The sequence below is a fragment of the Enterobacter oligotrophicus genome, assembly GCF_009176645.1.
Lineage (GTDB): Bacteria > Pseudomonadota > Gammaproteobacteria > Enterobacterales > Enterobacteriaceae > Enterobacter > Enterobacter oligotrophicus.
This window is the reverse complement of record NZ_AP019007.1, coordinates 2,927,653-2,943,699: the sequence shown is the minus strand read 5'-3', so window position 1 is coordinate 2,943,699 and position 16,047 is coordinate 2,927,653. Positions and strand designations below refer to the sequence as shown.

The 16,047-nt window shown below is 54.8% G+C and carries 20 protein-coding genes; 12 read left to right on the top strand and 8 right to left on the bottom strand.

What is annotated here, in order from left to right; genetic code table 11:
• Positions 1 to 170: 170 nt before the first annotated feature.
• From frdA to frdD, 4 genes are read left to right on the top strand one after another with little or no spacing between them, the layout of a single operon-like run.
• On the top strand, positions 171 to 1,961 hold the full coding sequence (gene frdA, locus EoCCA6_RS14140) for a fumarate reductase (quinol) flavoprotein subunit (RefSeq protein WP_152083182.1): 1,791 nt from the start codon (positions 171 to 173) through the stop codon (positions 1,959 to 1,961).
• A complete protein-coding gene (gene frdB / locus EoCCA6_RS14135) occupies positions 1,954 to 2,688 on the top strand; it encodes a fumarate reductase iron-sulfur protein (protein ID WP_152083181.1) in 735 nt (244 codons plus the stop codon). Before frdA ends, frdB begins: the two co-directional genes overlap by 8 nt.
• 10 nt (positions 2,689 to 2,698) lie before the next feature.
• Complete coding sequence (frdC, locus tag EoCCA6_RS14130; RefSeq protein WP_152084458.1) at positions 2,699 to 3,094, top strand: fumarate reductase subunit FrdC; 396 nt, start codon at positions 2,699 to 2,701, stop codon at positions 3,092 to 3,094.
• A 10-nt stretch (positions 3,095 to 3,104) separates the two neighbouring features.
• On the top strand, positions 3,105 to 3,464 hold the full coding sequence (frdD, locus tag EoCCA6_RS14125) for a fumarate reductase subunit FrdD (protein WP_013095272.1): 360 nt from the start codon (positions 3,105 to 3,107) through the stop codon (positions 3,462 to 3,464).
• A 29-nt stretch (positions 3,465 to 3,493) separates the two neighbouring features.
• Here frdD and ampR read toward each other — a convergent pair whose 3' ends face one another.
• On the bottom strand, positions 3,494 to 4,369 hold the full coding sequence (ampR, locus tag EoCCA6_RS14120) for a LysR family transcriptional regulator AmpR (RefSeq protein ID WP_152083180.1): 876 nt from the start codon (positions 4,367 to 4,369) through the stop codon (positions 3,494 to 3,496).
• Positions 4,370 to 4,501: 132 nt separating this feature from the next.
• On the opposite strand from ampR, the gene blaACT reads away from it, so the two are divergent.
• Both blaACT and EoCCA6_RS14110 read left to right on the top strand, forming a co-directional pair.
• Positions 4,502 to 5,647 (top strand): ACT family cephalosporin-hydrolyzing class C beta-lactamase, encoded by a 1,146-nt coding sequence (gene blaACT / locus EoCCA6_RS14115; protein WP_152083179.1) that lies wholly within the window; start codon positions 4,502 to 4,504, stop codon positions 5,645 to 5,647.
• 158 nt (positions 5,648 to 5,805) lie between these two features.
• The gene (locus EoCCA6_RS14110; RefSeq protein ID WP_152083178.1) at positions 5,806 to 6,336 is read left to right on the top strand and encodes a lipocalin family protein; all 531 of its coding nucleotides are present in this window, start codon (positions 5,806 to 5,808) and stop codon (positions 6,334 to 6,336) included.
• On the opposite strand, the gene sugE is transcribed toward EoCCA6_RS14110, so the two are convergent.
• Complete coding sequence (gene sugE / locus EoCCA6_RS14105) at positions 6,333 to 6,650, bottom strand: quaternary ammonium compound efflux SMR transporter SugE (RefSeq protein ID WP_152083177.1); 318 nt, start codon at positions 6,648 to 6,650, stop codon at positions 6,333 to 6,335. The genes EoCCA6_RS14110 and sugE overlap by 4 nt on opposite strands.
• Before the next feature lie 262 nt (positions 6,651 to 6,912).
• On the opposite strand from sugE, the gene EoCCA6_RS14100 reads away from it, so the two are divergent.
• Positions 6,913 to 7,512 (top strand): helix-turn-helix transcriptional regulator, encoded by a 600-nt coding sequence (locus EoCCA6_RS14100; RefSeq protein ID WP_152083176.1) that lies wholly within the window; start codon positions 6,913 to 6,915, stop codon positions 7,510 to 7,512.
• Between the two features lie 40 nt (positions 7,513 to 7,552).
• Here EoCCA6_RS14100 and ecnB read toward each other — a convergent pair whose 3' ends face one another.
• The 3 genes from ecnB to efp all read right to left on the bottom strand — a co-directional run bounded on the left by ecnB (position 7,553) and on the right by efp (position 8,565).
• Positions 7,553 to 7,699 carry a lipoprotein toxin entericidin B gene (gene ecnB, locus EoCCA6_RS14095; RefSeq protein ID WP_003855942.1) on the bottom strand — a complete coding sequence of 49 codons (147 nt, stop codon included), beginning with the start codon at positions 7,697 to 7,699 and terminating at the stop codon, positions 7,553 to 7,555.
• A gap of 108 nt (positions 7,700 to 7,807) precedes the next feature.
• Positions 7,808 to 7,939 (bottom strand): entericidin A/B family lipoprotein, encoded by a 132-nt coding sequence (locus EoCCA6_RS14090; RefSeq protein WP_152083175.1) that lies wholly within the window; start codon positions 7,937 to 7,939, stop codon positions 7,808 to 7,810.
• Between the two features lie 59 nt (positions 7,940 to 7,998).
• Positions 7,999 to 8,565 (bottom strand): elongation factor P, encoded by a 567-nt coding sequence (gene efp / locus EoCCA6_RS14085; protein ID WP_152083174.1) that lies wholly within the window; start codon positions 8,563 to 8,565, stop codon positions 7,999 to 8,001.
• Positions 8,566 to 8,605: 40 nt separating this feature from the next.
• On the opposite strand from efp, the gene epmB reads away from it, so the two are divergent.
• The gene (gene epmB, locus EoCCA6_RS14080; RefSeq protein ID WP_152083173.1) at positions 8,606 to 9,634 is read left to right on the top strand and encodes an EF-P beta-lysylation protein EpmB; all 1,029 of its coding nucleotides are present in this window, start codon (positions 8,606 to 8,608) and stop codon (positions 9,632 to 9,634) included.
• A gap of 66 nt (positions 9,635 to 9,700) precedes the next feature.
• Here epmB and EoCCA6_RS14075 read toward each other — a convergent pair whose 3' ends face one another.
• Positions 9,701 to 10,054, bottom strand: coding sequence for a DUF4156 domain-containing protein (locus tag EoCCA6_RS14075; RefSeq protein ID WP_152083172.1), 354 nt, complete (start codon positions 10,052 to 10,054; stop codon positions 9,701 to 9,703).
• 233 nt (positions 10,055 to 10,287) lie between these two features.
• Between EoCCA6_RS14075 and EoCCA6_RS14070 the strand changes: the two genes are divergently transcribed.
• From EoCCA6_RS14070 to iadA, 3 genes are read left to right on the top strand one after another with little or no spacing between them, the layout of a single operon-like run.
• Positions 10,288 to 10,953: a nucleoside recognition domain-containing protein gene (locus EoCCA6_RS14070; protein WP_152083171.1), complete on the top strand. Its 666-nt coding sequence runs from the start codon at positions 10,288 to 10,290 to the stop codon at positions 10,951 to 10,953.
• Entirely contained in the window at positions 10,934 to 11,395 is a 462-nt protein-coding gene (locus EoCCA6_RS14065; RefSeq protein WP_152083170.1) for a YjiG family protein, read from the top strand. The genes EoCCA6_RS14070 and EoCCA6_RS14065 overlap by 20 nt, the downstream gene beginning before the upstream one ends.
• 9 nt (positions 11,396 to 11,404) lie before the next feature.
• On the top strand, positions 11,405 to 12,568 hold the full coding sequence (gene iadA, locus EoCCA6_RS14060) for a beta-aspartyl-peptidase (protein WP_152083169.1): 1,164 nt from the start codon (positions 11,405 to 11,407) through the stop codon (positions 12,566 to 12,568).
• Positions 12,569 to 12,640: 72 nt separating this feature from the next.
• Here the strand turns inward: iadA and groL are convergent, their stop codons facing one another.
• Both groL and EoCCA6_RS14050 read right to left on the bottom strand, forming a co-directional pair.
• Entirely contained in the window at positions 12,641 to 14,284 is a 1,644-nt protein-coding gene (gene groL / locus EoCCA6_RS14055) for a chaperonin GroEL (RefSeq protein WP_152083168.1), read from the bottom strand.
• Between the two features lie 39 nt (positions 14,285 to 14,323).
• Positions 14,324 to 14,617 carry a co-chaperone GroES gene (locus EoCCA6_RS14050; protein ID WP_003855929.1) on the bottom strand — a complete coding sequence of 98 codons (294 nt, stop codon included), beginning with the start codon at positions 14,615 to 14,617 and terminating at the stop codon, positions 14,324 to 14,326.
• Positions 14,618 to 14,795: 178 nt separating this feature from the next.
• On the opposite strand from EoCCA6_RS14050, the gene yjeH reads away from it, so the two are divergent.
• Positions 14,796 to 16,034: an L-methionine/branched-chain amino acid transporter gene (gene yjeH, locus EoCCA6_RS14045; RefSeq protein WP_152083167.1), complete on the top strand. Its 1,239-nt coding sequence runs from the start codon at positions 14,796 to 14,798 to the stop codon at positions 16,032 to 16,034.
• The last annotated feature ends 13 nt before the right edge of the window (positions 16,035 to 16,047 follow it).

Here is a 16,047-nt window from a genome sequence, read left to right as displayed (position 1 = left end):
CCGCACATAACAGCAAAAAAATCGAACACGTCAAATTTCCCTCACATCCATACGGTTATACTGTTTTACCCATAAAGGAGCAGTGGAATCGCTTTCGCAATCGTCCGTTCGGACAGGTGAGCTACCTTTAGTTCACGCGTTGCGGAAAAACAAAAATCTGGAGGAATGTCGTGCAAACTTTTCATGCCGATCTTGCCGTAATAGGCGCTGGCGGAGCTGGATTACGTGCTGCAATTGCTGCCGCGCAAGCCAATCCAAACGCTAAAATCGCACTGATTTCAAAAGTCTATCCCATGCGCAGCCATACGGTTGCCGCAGAAGGAGGGTCCGCCGCCGTCGCGCAGGATCATGACAGCTTCGAATACCATTTCCACGACACGGTTGCAGGGGGCGACTGGCTTTGCGAGCAGGATGTCGTTGACTACTTCGTGCATCATTGCCCTACGGAAATGACCCAGCTTGAGCAGTGGGGATGTCCGTGGAGCCGTCGTCCGGATGGCAGCGTCAACGTTCGCCGCTTCGGCGGGATGAAGATCGAACGCACCTGGTTCGCCGCCGATAAAACCGGCTTCCACATGCTGCATACCCTGTTCCAGACCTCCCTCCAGTTCCCGCAAATTCAACGTTTTGACGAACATTTCGTCCTCGACATTCTGGTTGATGACGGACATGCGCGTGGTCTGGTGGCGATGAACATGATGGAAGGCACGCTTGTCCAGATCCGCGCGAATGCGGTGGTGATGGCTACGGGCGGTGCGGGCCGTGTTTATCGTTATAACACCAATGGCGGCATCGTCACTGGCGACGGCATGGGCATGGCGCTCAGCCACGGCGTGCCGCTGCGCGATATGGAGTTCGTGCAGTATCACCCAACCGGCCTGCCGGGCTCCGGCATTCTGATGACGGAAGGCTGCCGCGGTGAAGGCGGTATTCTGGTTAACAAAAACGGTTACCGTTATTTGCAGGATTACGGCATGGGCCCGGAAACCCCGCTCGGTGAACCGAAGAACAAATATATGGAACTCGGCCCACGCGACAAAGTGTCTCAGGCCTTCTGGCACGAGTGGCGCAAGGGCAACACGATCTCTACGCCGCGCGGCGACGTGGTCCACCTCGATCTGCGTCATCTGGGCGAGAAGAAGCTGCTGGAGCGTCTGCCGTTCATCTGTGAACTGGCGAAAGCCTACGTGGGCGTCGATCCGGTGAAAGAGCCGATTCCGGTGCGTCCAACGGCGCACTACACCATGGGCGGGATTGAAACCGATCAGCAGTGCGAAACCCGCATTAAAGGGCTGTTTGCCGTGGGCGAGTGCTCCTCCGTGGGCTTACACGGTGCGAACCGTCTGGGTTCAAACTCACTGGCTGAGCTGGTGGTCTTTGGCCGTATGGCGGGCGAGCGCGCAATGGAACGAGCAGCAACCGCGGGCGAAGCCAACAGCGCCGCGCTGGATGCACAGGTCACGGACGTCGAAAAACGCCTGAAAGATCTGGTGAACCAGGAAGGCAACGAAAACTGGTCGAAAATCCGCGACGAAATGGGCCTGTCGATGGAAGAAGGTTGTGGTATTTACCGCACCCCAGAGCTGATGCAGAAAACCGTCGACAAGCTGGCGGAGCTGCAGGAGCGCTTCAAGCGCGTGCGCATCACCGACACCTCCAGCGTCTTCAATACCGATCTGCTCTATACCATTGAGCTGGGTCATGGCCTGAACGTGGCGGAATGTATGGCGCACTCTGCGCTGGCGCGCAAAGAGTCACGCGGGGCGCACCAGCGTCTGGATGAAGGCTGCACCGAACGTGACGACGTCAATTTCCTGAAACACACCCTCGCCTGGCGCGACGCGGATGGCACCACACGTCTGGACTACAGCGACGTGAAAATCACCACGCTGCCACCGGCTAAACGCGTGTACGGTGCAGAAGCAGAAGCCGCCGAGAAGAAGGAGAAGGCGAATGGCTGAGATGCAAAAACTGAAAGTTGAAGTGGTGCGCTACAACCCGGAAGTGGACACCGCACCGCACAGCGCTTTCTATGAAGTCCCTTATGACGAGCAAACCTCTCTGCTGGATGCGCTCGGCTACATCAAAGACAACCTGGCACCAGATCTCAGCTACCGCTGGTCTTGCCGCATGGCAATCTGCGGCTCCTGCGGCATGATGGTCAACAAAGTGCCGAAACTGGCGTGTAAAACCTTCCTGCGCGATTACACCAAAGGCCTCAAGGTTGAAGCACTGGGTAACTTCCCGATCGAGCGCGATCTGGTGGTCGATATGACCCACTTTATCGAAAGCCTGGAAGCGATTAAGCCTTACATCATTGGCAACCCGCGCACACCGGAGCAGGGGCCAAACACCCAGACACCTGCGCAGATGGCGAAGTACCACCAGTTTTCCGGCTGCATCAACTGCGGGCTGTGTTATGCCGCGTGCCCACAGTTTGGCCTGAATCCGGAGTTCATCGGTCCGGCCGCCATTACCCTGGCACACCGCTATAACGAGGACAGCCGCGACCACGGCAAAAAAGAACGTATGGCGCAGCTTAACAGCCAGAACGGCGTCTGGAGCTGTACTTTTGTGGGTTACTGCTCCGAAGTCTGTCCGAAGCACGTCGACCCGGCCGCTGCTATTCAGCAGGGTAAAGTGGAAAGTTCGAAAGACTTTCTTATCGCTACCCTGAAACCACGCTAAGGAGTGCATGATGACGACTAAACGCAAAGCCTATGTGCGGCCGATGCCGTCCACCTGGTGGAAAAAACTGCCGTTTTATCGCTTCTATATGCTGCGTGAAGGCACTGCGGTTCCGGCTGTCTGGTTCAGCCTTGAGCTACTGTACGGTGTTTTTGCCCTCAAACACGGCCCTGAAACCTGGGCCAGTTTTGTCGGTTTTCTGCAAAACCCGATCATTGTGATCCTGAACCTGATTGTGCTTGCGGCGGCACTGCTTCATACCAAAACCTGGTTTGAACTGGCTCCAAAAGCGGCGAACATCATTGTAAAAAGCGAGAAAATGGGGCCAGAGCCAATCATCAAAGGGCTCTGGGGAGTGACGGCCATTGTCACCGTGGTCATCCTGTTTATCGCACTGTTCTGGTAAGGAGACTACTGTGATCAATCCAAATCCAAAACGTTCTGACGAGCCGGTCTTCTGGGGCCTGTTTGGCGCAGGCGGTATGTGGAGCGCTATTATTGCGCCGGTGATTATCCTGCTGGTTGGCATTATGTTGCCGCTGGGGCTGTTTCCGGGTGATGCGCTGAGCTACGAGCGCGTGCTGGCGTTTGCGGGCAGCTTTATTGGCCGCGTGTTCATCTTCCTGATGATCGTCCTGCCGCTGTGGTGCGGACTGCACCGCATTCACCACGCGATGCACGATCTGAAAATCCATGTACCGAGCGGTAAATGGGTGTTCTACGGTCTGGCGACGATCCTGACCGTGGTGACGCTGATCGCCGTGGTGACCATCTGATTAATCAAACCCGCCACCCGGCGGGTTTTTTATTTCTGCATTTTCCCCACCAGCCACTGTGAAAACTCACGCATCGCGGGAGTTTCCGCCCGTGACTGCAGTCTTGTCAGCCAGTAACTGCCGAGGTCAATTTGCGTCGTGAATGGCTGCACAATGCGTTCGTTGTTAAGCAGATGAGTAAACATATCCACAGGCGCGATGGCAACCCCCACGCCAGCCTGCGCAGCTTCGAGCATAGTGACAGACGAATCAAATACCATCACCCGATGCATCGGTGACGGAGGATGTTCACCCGCTGCCTGCATCCACGCAGACCATTCATCGCGTCGATAGGAACGCAGCAGCGTAAACTTCAGGATATCAGCTGGTGTTTTTAGCCCGGCGGCGATCTCAGGCGAGCAAAGCGGGGCCAGCGGCGCAGGGCAAAGAAATTCAGCATCGGTTCCATGCCACGCTCCGCCACCGTAGCGGATCGTGTAATCCAGCCCTTCAGCCGCCGGATCAACGCGATTGTTATGGGTCGAAAGATGAAGATCAATATGCGGATAGCCGCGACGGAAATCATCCAGCAGCGAAAATAAAACGCCTGTGGCAAAGGTCCCCACCACGCCAATTTTCAGCTTTTCCAGAGCGCGATGGCTGGCAAAGCGATCCAGCATTCCGGCGATCCGATCGAACGAATCGTTCAGTACCGGCAGCAAATTTTCACCTTCTGTTGTCAACATCAGCCCGCGCGACACGCGGACAAACAGCTGACAATTCAGATGCTGCTCCAGCGCCTTAACGTGCTGGCTGATGGCGGAATGGGTCACATTCAGCTCTATGGCAGCGTGCGTAAAACTGAGGTGCCTAGCAGCCGCTTCGAAAGCACGAAGCGAATTAAGCGGGAGATAACTGCGCGTCATTGCCACATCCGTTAGAAAAATTAACAGCTAATGCTAAATTTAACCGTTTGTCAGCGACAGTCAAATTGAACAGACTACGTGTGTCTGACGGGCCCGGACACACCTTTGACTCTCTATTACGGAAGATAACTGATGATGAAAAAATCCCTTTGCTGTGCCCTGCTGCTCAGCACCTCATGTTCTGTGTTCGCCGCGCCGATGTCAGAAAAACAGCTAGCTGAGGTGGTGGAACGTACCATTTCGCCCCTGATGAAAGCGCAGGCCATTCCGGGTATGGCGGTAGCCGTGATTTATCAGGGTCAGCCGCACTATTTCACCTTCGGCAAAGCCGATGTCGCTGCGAACAAACCCGTCACACCACAAACGTTGTTTGAGGTGGGTTCTGTCAGCAAAACTTTCACCGGGGTACTGGGTGGCGATGCCGTTGCTCGTGGCGAGATTTCGCTGAACGATCCGGCAACAAAATACTGGCCTGAACTGACGGGCGGACAGTGGCAGGGCATTCGTCTGCTGGACCTGGCGACCTACACCGCCGGTGGCCTGCCCTTGCAGGTTCCGGATGAGGTAACGGATAACGCCTCTCTGCTGCGCTTCTATCAAAACTGGCAGCCACAGTGGAAGCCAGGCACCACTCGCTTGTATGCAAACGCCAGCATCGGTCTCTTTGGTGCACTGGCGGTTAAACCTTCCGGCATGCGCTTTGAGCAGGCCATGACGGAGCGAGTCTTTAAGCCGCTAAAGCTGAATCATACCTGGATTAACGTCCCGAAAGCAGAAGAGCCGCACTACGCCTGGGGTTATCGTGAAGGTAAAGCCGTCCACGTTTCGCCGGGTATGCTCGATGCAGAAGCCTATGGCGTTAAAACCAACGTGGAAGATATGGCGGAATGGGTAAGGGTTAATATGCGACCTGACACCCTTCAGGATGCTTCACTGAAGCAGGGTATTACCCTCGCGCAGTCGCGCTACTGGCGCGTGGGTTCCATGTATCAGGGGCTGGGCTGGGAGATGCTTAACTGGCCGGTGGATGCCAAAACAGTGGTCGATGGCAGTGACAATAAGGTGGCACTTGCACCGTTGCCTGCAGCAGAAGTGAATCCGCCAGCACCACCGGTAAAAGCATCCTGGGTGCATAAAACGGGTTCAACGGGCGGCTTTGGCAGCTACGTGGCCTTTATCCCTGAAAAGCAAATCGGCATCGTAATGCTGGCAAATAAAAGCTATCCGAACCCGGCGCGGGTGGAAACGGCTTACCGTATTTTGAGCGCTCTGCAGTAAAACCCTGCCGGGTGGCGGCTTCGCCTTACCCGGCCTACGAGGTCCATGCGTTGTGTTGGCCGGGTAAGCTCAGCGCCACCCGGCGAAACATGCCGCACATTGCTCCGCTTTTTTCCTGCTGTCATCTACACTTAACAAAAAACAGTAAGGAAACACCTATGCGCATTCTGCCTGTTATCGCCGCAGTGACAGCCGCGTTTTTAGTGGTGGCCTGCAGTTCCCCTACCCCGCCTCCTGGCGTGACCGTCGTCAGTCATTTCGACGCCCAACGCTTCCTCGGAACATGGTATGAGATCGCCCGCCTGGACCATCGGTTCGAACGGGGTTTAGAGAAAGTCACAGCAAATTACAGCTCGATGGATGACGGTGGTATTCAGGTCATCAATCGTGGCTATAACCCTGATCGTGAGATGTGGCAGCAGTCAACGGGTAAAGCGTACTTTACCGGCAACCCGAGCAGGGCCGCACTGAAAGTCTCGTTTTTTGGCCCGTTCTATGGCGGTTATAACGTCATTGCCCTGGACCGGGAGTATCGCCACGCGCTGGTCTGTGGGCCGAATCGCAACTATCTGTGGATTCTCTCCCGCACGCCGACCATTTCACCCGAAATGAAACAGCAAATGCTGGACGTGGCGACCCGTCAGGGGTTTGATGTGTCAAAATTAATCTGGGTTGAACAACCGCATTAATGCGTACTGAGCTTCAACCCAATAATCCCCGCCACAATTAACGCGAGGCTGGCGATACGCGCCAGGCTCGCTGACTCTCCCAGCAACAAAATGCCCGTAATCGCTGCACCCACCGCGCCAATTCCCGTCCAGACGGCATACGCTGTCCCCACGGGCAGGGAACGCATCGCCCATGACAACAGGACGATACTCACAATCATCGCCGTAATGGTAATGACACTGGGCGTCAGGCGGGTAAAACCGTGGGTATACTTCAGACCAATTGCCCATACCACTTCGAGCAGACCGGCAATAAATAGAACAATCCAGGACATAGCAGGCTCCTTAACTTAAATGCAAGTTGGGGCCGTCCCCGATGAAAGAAGCGCTTACGGGTCGTCCCGCAAGGCAGAGATCACGCGTCATATTTTGGTTAGCGTGCGATTTTTTTTCAATCCTTTTGTGCTGAACGCGTTAAGGCAAGAAATAGCCTCAGTATGCCGCGTAGTTCAGGCATTTATCGCTCATCCGACTTCCCTATGATGGTGTGCTTTCTGATGGCAGGAAGCCAAACCTCTAGCCGACTGCGAATCTATTATGTTCAAAATTCTTTTGATTGACCGTTGTCACTTCACCCGTGCGGGATTTGAAGCATGGCTCAATCATTCTGGTCTGTTCCCTGGTCACTTCGTTGTGACCGGGCTGAATAACCTTTTTCTCGCCAGAGAGCATATTCTGCAATGGAAACCGACGCTGGTCATCGCTGACTTACACGGTTTCCGACAAGATATTCACCATTTCCAGCAGCTCTCATCACTGTTGATTGCCAGTGAAACATTGCCTTTTATTCTGCTGCAGTCGGGGGAAGCACAGGACATGTCAGACTATCTGGCGCAGTTCCCGGTCTGGTCTTCTCTGTTAAAAAAAACTGACCTTGAGGCGCTGGCGGGCGTCATTAATGATGCGCTTACATCATGTGCAAGCGTTGAAATACCGCAGGCTGCTGCCCCCTTGCTCACCCGGCAGGAGGAGAAGGTGCTGAATTTATGGATGGACGGCGCGAGCAACCAGAAGATTGCCAGCCATCTGAGCATCAACGGGAAAACGGTCTATACCTACAAACGAAATATCCGTATGAAACTGCATATGGATACGCGCTTCTCCCCGTTTTTATCTCTGCAGGAAGTGGAGAATTGACGGTACGGTGAAATTTACGCGCCGTACCGTCCATGCGTCATTAGTTCTGCGCTTTCGTCGCTGCGCCAGAAATAGCGTTACCACCGTCGGAGATATCTTCCCCCACGCCACGAGTGGTATTACATGCAGTCAGCACTGAAGAGAGCACCAGAACAGAAAAGATCGCTGCAATTGTTTTCTTAACCATAATATCTTCCTTTTATAGCCAAAGTTGTTTTGTGTATAGCAACTTAAGAATAGACAAGATCCCGACGTTTGACGGAAAAGGAAGCATTTTTAGGAAAATTAGAGGAGATTAGCTGGCCGCGTGCGAAATGATATGGCCGAGATCCTGGATATCTTCACCCACGCCACGCGCAGTATTGCATCCGGAAAGGCACGCGCCGGACAGCACGAGTAAAAGCAGAATTTTAACGGTACGTTTCATCATCCCTGCCTGCCAAAATCAGGCGCAGCGGGCGCTGCGCCGTTCATCATTTACATGAATTACTTCACGCGGGATACGTATTCGCCGGAGCGGGTATCCACTTTGATCACTTCACCGATCTGAACGAACAGTGGAACTTTAACCACTGCACCGGTAGACAGGGTTGCTGGTTTGCCGCCAGTACCTGCGGTATCACCTTTCAGACCTGGATCGGTTTCGATGATTTCCAGTTCTACGAAGTTCGGTGGAGTCACAGCGATAGGCTGGCCGTTCCACAGAGTCACGATGCACTCAGCCTGATCCAGCAGCCATTTGCCGCTATCGCCAATTGCTTTAGCGTCAGCAGACAGTTGTTCGAACGTTTCGTTGTTCATGAAGTGCCAGAACTCACCGTCGTTGTACAGGTAAGTCAGGTTCATATCGACAACATCAGCGCCTTCAGCGGAGTCAGTAGACTTGAAGGTTTTCTCAACACGAGTACCAGTCAGCAGGCGACGCAGCTTAACGCGCGCAAATGCCTGGCCTTTACCTGGTTTAACGAATTCGCTGGCTTCAACCGCATACGGTTCGCCGTCCATCATGATTTTAAGACCAGCACGAAAATCGTTGCTATAGTACGTTGCCATAAGGCCCTCTAAATTTGTTAACTGGTAGCTAAGCCACAAAATGGCGCATATTGTAACCCTAAATACCCCGTCCAGAGAAGATTGGTTATCGCAACTTGCCGATGTAATCACCAGTCCTGATGAATTGCTGCGTCTTTTAGACCTCGAACAGCATCAAGAGTTGCTTGCAGGCCGCGAGGCAAAGCGCCTTTTTGCCCTGCGCGTTCCCCGCGCGTTTGTTGCCCGGATGGAGAAAGGTAACCCTAACGATCCCTTATTAAAACAGACGCTTACCTCGCGTGATGAATTTATTACTGCGCCAGGTTACAGCACCGATCCGCTGGAAGAGCAGAACAGCGTGGTGCCGGGACTACTGCACAAGTACCTGAACCGCGCCCTGCTGCTGGTTAAAGGCGGCTGCGCGGTCAATTGCCGCTATTGCTTCCGCCGACACTTCCCGTATGCCGAAAATCAGGGAAATAAGCGTAACTGGCAGGTGGCGCTGGACTACATCGCGGCACATCCGGAGCTGGATGAGATTATTTTTTCCGGCGGTGACCCGCTGATGGCAAAAGATCATGAGCTGGACTGGCTGCTAACCCAGCTTGAAGCCATCCCGCACATTAAGCGTCTGCGCATTCATAGCCGTTTACCGATAGTCATTCCGGCGCGGATCACTGACGGGCTCGTATCACGATTTGAGCAGTCTCGTTTGCAGGTGCTGCTGGTGAACCATATCAACCACGCGAATGAAATCGATGAGGCGTTCCGTGCGGCAATGGCGCGTCTGCGTAAGGCAGGCGTGACGCTGCTGAACCAGAGCGTACTGCTGCGTGGCGTGAATGATAGCGCCCGCGTGCTGGCGGACCTGAGCAACGCATTGTTTGATGCGGGCGTGATGCCCTATTACCTGCACGTGCTGGATCGCGTTCAGGGTGCGGCACATTTCATGGTGACAGATGAAGAAGCCCGGCAGATTATGCGCGAACTGTTAACGCTGGTTTCAGGCTATATGGTGCCGAAGCTGGCGCGCGAGATTGGCGGTGAGCCGAGCAAGACGCCGCTGGATTTGCAACTGCGGCAACACTAAAAAGGCAGATGGCGCTACGCTTACCTGCCCTACAAGAGGCAGACGCAGCGCCATCAGCAACTTACATTAGTTCGGGCACTTATAGACCTGGCCGCTCATCTGGCTGGCCGTTGGCACGAAGCTGGACAGCATCCCCTGCGTTGGGCTGCTCACACCGTAAATCACATTGCCGCCCATTGCCGCAGCCTGGTTACGCAGGGCATTCGCCGCGCCGCGCATAGAGCCGCCCTCCTCACCGTGCTGACCCGACATCCAGTTGCTCTGCTCACCGGTTGCCGAGCCTAACAGCTGGCATTCACTGCCCGGCTTATCTTCTACAAAGCGAACACCCTGGCCCGCTGCCGACAGCTCGTTACTGGAGCTGCAACCCGCCAGCAGCAATGCCGCCCCTACGATCCCTGCACAGACTTTTACGCGCATGTTATTCCTCGTTTTCAATAAGCTGGACTGTAGTTGTCCGTGTGTAAATCTTATACCTAAAAGATGACCAAAAGAAAAACCCCAGGACATTTCTGCGAGCCAGGTTCCGCCCTGCACTCCTCCGACATCCTAAATGAATTCTGATATTACCCTTAGGGATATCGTGTTTTTGCCCTTAATCGTTTTTAGTGGTGCGACGTACAACTTTTGTACGCAACTAAAAAGGGGGCTTCATGAGTACATCATCCTCAGGAGAGGAAAAAGTGACATGGGTGGGCTATCTGGCGTTCGTGCTTACCATTGTCTTTTTCTCAGGTTTTTTCGCCAAAAGTACCGAATGGTGGCGGGTACTGGACTTTACCGTCCTAAACGGCAGCTTTGGCCCGGTGAACGGTGCGCTGACGTTTCGCGGTGAGGGTGGCACAGGGGCAAAAGACGGGTTCTTATTTGCCCTTGAACTGGCTCCTTCGGTCATTTTATCGCTCGGTATTATCGCTGTGACCGAGGGATTAGGTGGGTTACGTGCGGCACAACAGCTTATGACGCCCATTTTACGCCCGCTGCTTGGCGTGCCGGGAATATGCTCCCTGGCGCTGATCGCCAACCTGCAAAACACCGACGCTGCGGCTGGGATGACAAAAGAGCTGACCGACGAAGGCGCAATTACCGACCAGGAGCGCGCCATTTTCGCGACCTTTCAGACCAGCGGTAGTGCCATCATTACCAACTATTTTTCTTCCGGTGCCGCACTCTTCACCTTCATTACAGTGCCGGTGATTACACCACTGGCCGTGATTCTGGTGTTTAAATTTGTTGGCGCTAACGTCCTTCGCCTGTGGATCGCCCACATGGAAGGGCAACCCGTAAAGGAGGAAAAAAATGATCGCCCAACCGCGTAAAAATATTATGGATCTGTTTATTGAGGGTGCTCGTCGCGGCTTTACCATCGCCACCACCAGCCTGCTCCCGAACGTGGTCATGGCATTTGTCATCATTCAGGCGCTTAAAGTTACCGGCCTGCTGGATATTGTCGGTAAGATCTGTGAACCGATCATGGCGCTGTGGGGACTTCCGGGCGCGGCAGCGACGGTGTTACTGGCCTCGGTGATGAGCATGGGCGGCGGTGTGGGCGTCTGCGCCAGCCTGGTCGCCGCTGGCACACTTAACGGCCACGATGCCACCATCCTGCTGCCCGCAATCTACCTGATGGGCAATCCGGTGCAAAACACGGGCCGTTGTCTGGGCACCGCAGGCGTGAACCCTAAGTATTATCCGCACATTATTACCCTCTGCGTCATTAACGCCCTGCTTTCTATGTGGGTGATGCAGCTACTCTTCTGAGGACATAAAATGGATTTTTCAGTGCTCACCCCCCATCTTTTCCGCAATGCACAACTTTACGCCCCGGAGAATCGCGGGCGTTGCGATCTGCTGATCGCCGCGGGAAAAATCGTGGCGATTGAAAAAACGGGCCACGTTAAAGCGTGGCCGGACTGCCCGGAAAGCGATCTTGCCGGGGCGGTGGTTTGCCCTGGATTTATCGATCAGCATGTCCATCTTATCGGCGGCGGCGGTGAAGCGGGTCCGCATACCCGTACTCCGGAGGTGCGGTTGTCCGCGCTCGTGGCGGCGGGTATCACCTCCGTTGTCGGCTTACTGGGTACTGACGGCGTGACGCGTCATCCCGAATCGCTGCTGGCAAAAACGCGGGCGCTTGAGCATGAAGGGATCAGCGCATGGATGTTGACGGGTGCCTACGGGCTTCCCTCGCCAACCATTACCGGCAGCATTGAGAGAGATGTGGCTCTGATTGATAAGATCATTGGCGTAAAGTGCGCAGTGTCCGACCATCGTTCTTCTGCTCCGGGTAATGATCAGCTCGCTAACATGGCGGCACAGTCCCGCGTGGGCGGGCTATTAGGTGGCAAAGCTGGGATATCGGTTTTCCATCTCGGCAACAGTCCAAAACTGCTGGAGCCGCTGTTTAACATCCTGAATAACGCCGATGTTCCCCGGACGAAGCTGCTGCCGACGCACGTTAACCGCGCCCACGCACTGTTCCTCGCCGCCCTGAACTATGCCCGCGAAGGGGGCTATATCGATATCACCACCAGCATCAGCGAACCTATTGATGCAGCCAGCGCCATCGTGACGGCCCGTGAAGCACAGGTGCCGTTTAACCGGCTCACTCTCAGCTCAGACGGTAACGGCAGCCAGCCGAATTTTGACACCAACGGCAATCTGGTGGGCATTGGCGTTGCGGGTTTCGAGTCCCTGCCGGAGACGCTGCAACGGTTGGTCAAAGAGTATCATCTGCCGCTTGAGGAGGCGCTTCTCCCGTTCACCCGCAACGTGGCGGAGTTTCTCGGACTGGCGCATAAGGGCCAGCTCATACCCGGTTGCGATGCCGATTTTCTGGTGCTGACGGATGAACTGAAGATTCGTGAGGTCTGGGCCAAAGGCCGCCAGATGGTGCGCGAAGGCACCGTATGCGTCAAAGGCACCTTTGAATAGTGGGACAGGCAATAAAAAACCCCAGGCATCGCTGCCTGGGGTTTCCGTTCTGAAGGGGTCAGAACAACATGATTACATCATGCCGCCCATACCACCCATGCCGCCCATGCCAGCAGCACCTAAGTCAGGCGCGTCGCCTTTAGGCAGGTCGGTCACCATGCACTCGGTAGTGATCATCAGACCAGCAACAGATGCCGCGTACTGCAGAGCAGAACGAGTCACTTTCGTTGGGTCCAGGATACCGAAGTCGATCATGTTGCCGTATTCTTCAGTTGCAGCGTTGTAACCGTAGTTACCTTCGCCCGCTTTCACGTTGTTCGCAACAACAGATGGCTCTTCACCGGCGTTAGAAACGATCTGACGCAGAGGGGCTTCCATCGCGCGCAGCGCAACTTTGATACCCACATTCTGGTCTTCGTTCTGAGCGGTCAGGCCAGCCAGTTTAGCGGCAACACGCACCAGCGCGACACCACCACCCGCAACTACGCCTTCTTCTACCGCAGCACGGGTCGCGTGCAGGGCATCGTCAATGCGTGCTTTTTTCTCTTTCATTTCAACTTCGGTAGCCGCACCGACTTTGATTACCGCAACACCGCCTGCCAGTTTCGCTACGCGCTCCTGCAGTTTTTCACGGTCGTAATCGGATGTTGCTTCTTCGATCTGCTTACGGATCTGACCAACACGGCCCTGAATAGCGGCTTCTTCACCCACACCGTCGATGATGGTGGTGGTGTCTTTGTTGATCACAACGCGTTTCGCCTGGCCCAGGTCTTCCAGGGTCGCTTTTTCCAGCTCCATACCGATCTCTTCAGAGATCACGGTACCGCCGGTCAGGGTAGCGATATCCTGCAGCATCGCTTTACGGCGATCGCCGAAGCCAGGTGCTTTAACCGCAGCCACTTTCACGATGCCACGCATGGTGTTAACCACCAGGGTCGCCAGCGCTTCGCCTTCAACGTCTTCAGCGATGATAACCAGCGGTTTACCTGCTTTCGCAACGGCTTCCAGCACTGGCAGCATTTCGCGGATGTTGGAGATTTTTTTGTCAGCCAGCAGGATGAACGGGCTTTCCAGCTCAACAGCGCCAGTCTCTGGCTTGTTGATGAAGTATGGGGACAGGTAACCGCGGTCGAACTGCATACCTTCAACCACGTCCAGTTCGTCTTCCAGACCGGTACCGTCTTCAACGGTGATCACGCCTTCTTTACCAACTTTGTCCATCGCTTCCGCGATCAGTTTACCTACGGTTTCGTCGGAGTTAGCGGAGATGGTACCTACCTGAGCAATGGCTTTAGAGTCAGAGCACGGTACGGACAGCGCTTTCAGTTCTTCAACAGCGGAGGCGACAGCTTTGTCGATACCACGTTTCAGATCCATTGGGTTCATACCCGCAGCAACGGCTTTCAGCCCTTCGGTGATGATCGCCTGCGCCAGTACGGTTGCGGTGGTGGTGCCGTCGCCTGCAGCGTCGTTCGCTTTAGAGGCCACTTCTTTCACCATCTGCGCGCCCATGTTTTCGAACTTGTCTTCCAGCTCGATTTCACGTGCAACAGAAACACCATCTTTAGTGATGGTTGGCGCGCCGAAGGATTTATCCAGCACTACGTTACGGCCTTTCGGGCCCAGAGTGACTTTCACTGCGTCTGCCAGTACGTTTACGCCGCGGAGCATTTTTACACGAGCGTCGTTACCGAATTTTACGTCTTTAGCTGCCATGTTCTTATTTCCTCAAATTCGTACAGTTTCGTGCGTAAATTACGCTTCAACAATTGCCAGAATGTCGCTCTCGGACATGATCAACACTTCTTCATTGTCGATCTTCTCGGATTTCACGCCGTAGCCATCGTTGAAAATTACGATGTCACCAACTTTAACGTCCAGTGGCTGCACAGTTCCGTTTTCCAGGATGCGGCCCTTACCGACAGCGATGATTTCGCCACGCGTTGATTTTGCTGCTGCAGAACCGGTCAGAACGATGCCGCCAGCAGACTTGGTTTCAACTTCTTTACGTTTGACGATCACACGATCATGTAACGGACGAATACTCATTGATAGCTCTCCTTTGAGAAAGTCATTATCAGTTATGGATGACGCCGGTCCGCACGCGGTTTTCCGACTAGTGCCCTGAGAGATGGGGATAGCTTTTTCCCCCTTCAAGGGGGAGTCGAAAAAAAATTTGCGAAAGTGTTACCATCGCCTCTCTTTAGGTGGTGGCAGGACGATGTCAATGAGTGGACTCAAACAGGAGTTGGGGCTGGCACAGGGCGTTGGCTTACTCTCAACTTCCTTGCTAGGCACGGGTGTCTTCGCGGTTCCCGCACTGGCGGCACTGGTGGCCGGAAATAACAGTTTGTGGGCGTGGCCGGTGCTGATTGTACTGGTGTTCCCGGTGGCAATTGTCTTCGCCATCCTCGGACGGCATTTTCCCAGCGCGGGCGGTGTGGCGCATTTTGTCGGGATGGCGTTTGGCCCGCGTCTTGAGCGCGTCACCGGCTGGCTGTTTCTCTCCGTTATCCCGGTTGGCCTGCCTGCAGCGTTACACATCGCGACCGGCTTTGGGCAGGCGCTGTTTGGCTGGCATAACGAACAACTGCTGCTTGCGGAGCTGGGTACGCTGGCGATTGTCTGGTGGGTGGGCTCACGGGGAGCAAGCTCCAGCGCCAACCTGCAAACGCTGGTCGCGGTGCTGATCGTCGCACTCATTGCCGCTATCTGGTGGGCGGGTGATATCACCGTGGCGGAAATCCCATTCCCGGTATTGACGGAAGTCGACCATTCACAACTGTTTGCCGCGCTTTCAGTGATGTTCTGGTGCTTTGTCGGTCTGGAAGCCTTTGCCCATCTGGCGTCGGAGTTTAAGCAACCCGAGCGGGATTTTCCGCGCGCCCTGATGATTGGCCTGCTGTTGGCCGGCTCGGTCTACTGGGCCTGTACCGTACTGGTATTACACTTTAACGCGTTCGGCGCGGATAAAGCCGCTGCCGCCTCGCTGCCGGGCATCGTGGTTGAATTGTTCGGTGTGAAGGCGCTGTGGGTCGCCTGCGTCATCGGCTACCTCGCCTGCTTTGCCAGCCTCAACATTTATATCCAGAGCTTCGCCCGGCTGGTGTGGTCGCAGGCGCGCTACAAACCTGAGAGCCGCCTCGCGCGGTTATCCAAACGTCAGCTGCCGCTGAATGCGCTGAATGCCGTGCTGGGTTGCTGCGTTCTGAGTTCGCTATGCATTTATGCATTGAATATCAATCTCGATGCGTTGATCGTCTACGCCAATGGCATTTTCATCATGATCTACCTGCTCTGCATGCTGGCGGGCTGTCGTTTGCTCAAAGGACGCTATAAAGCACTGGCGGTCGTCGGGGGTGTACTTTGCTTACTGTTGCTGGCGATGGTGGGATGGAAGAGTTTGTATGCCATTGTCATGCTGGCGGGGCTGTGGGTATTTTTACCGAAGCGGCAAAATTCGTAGGCCCGGTAAGCGA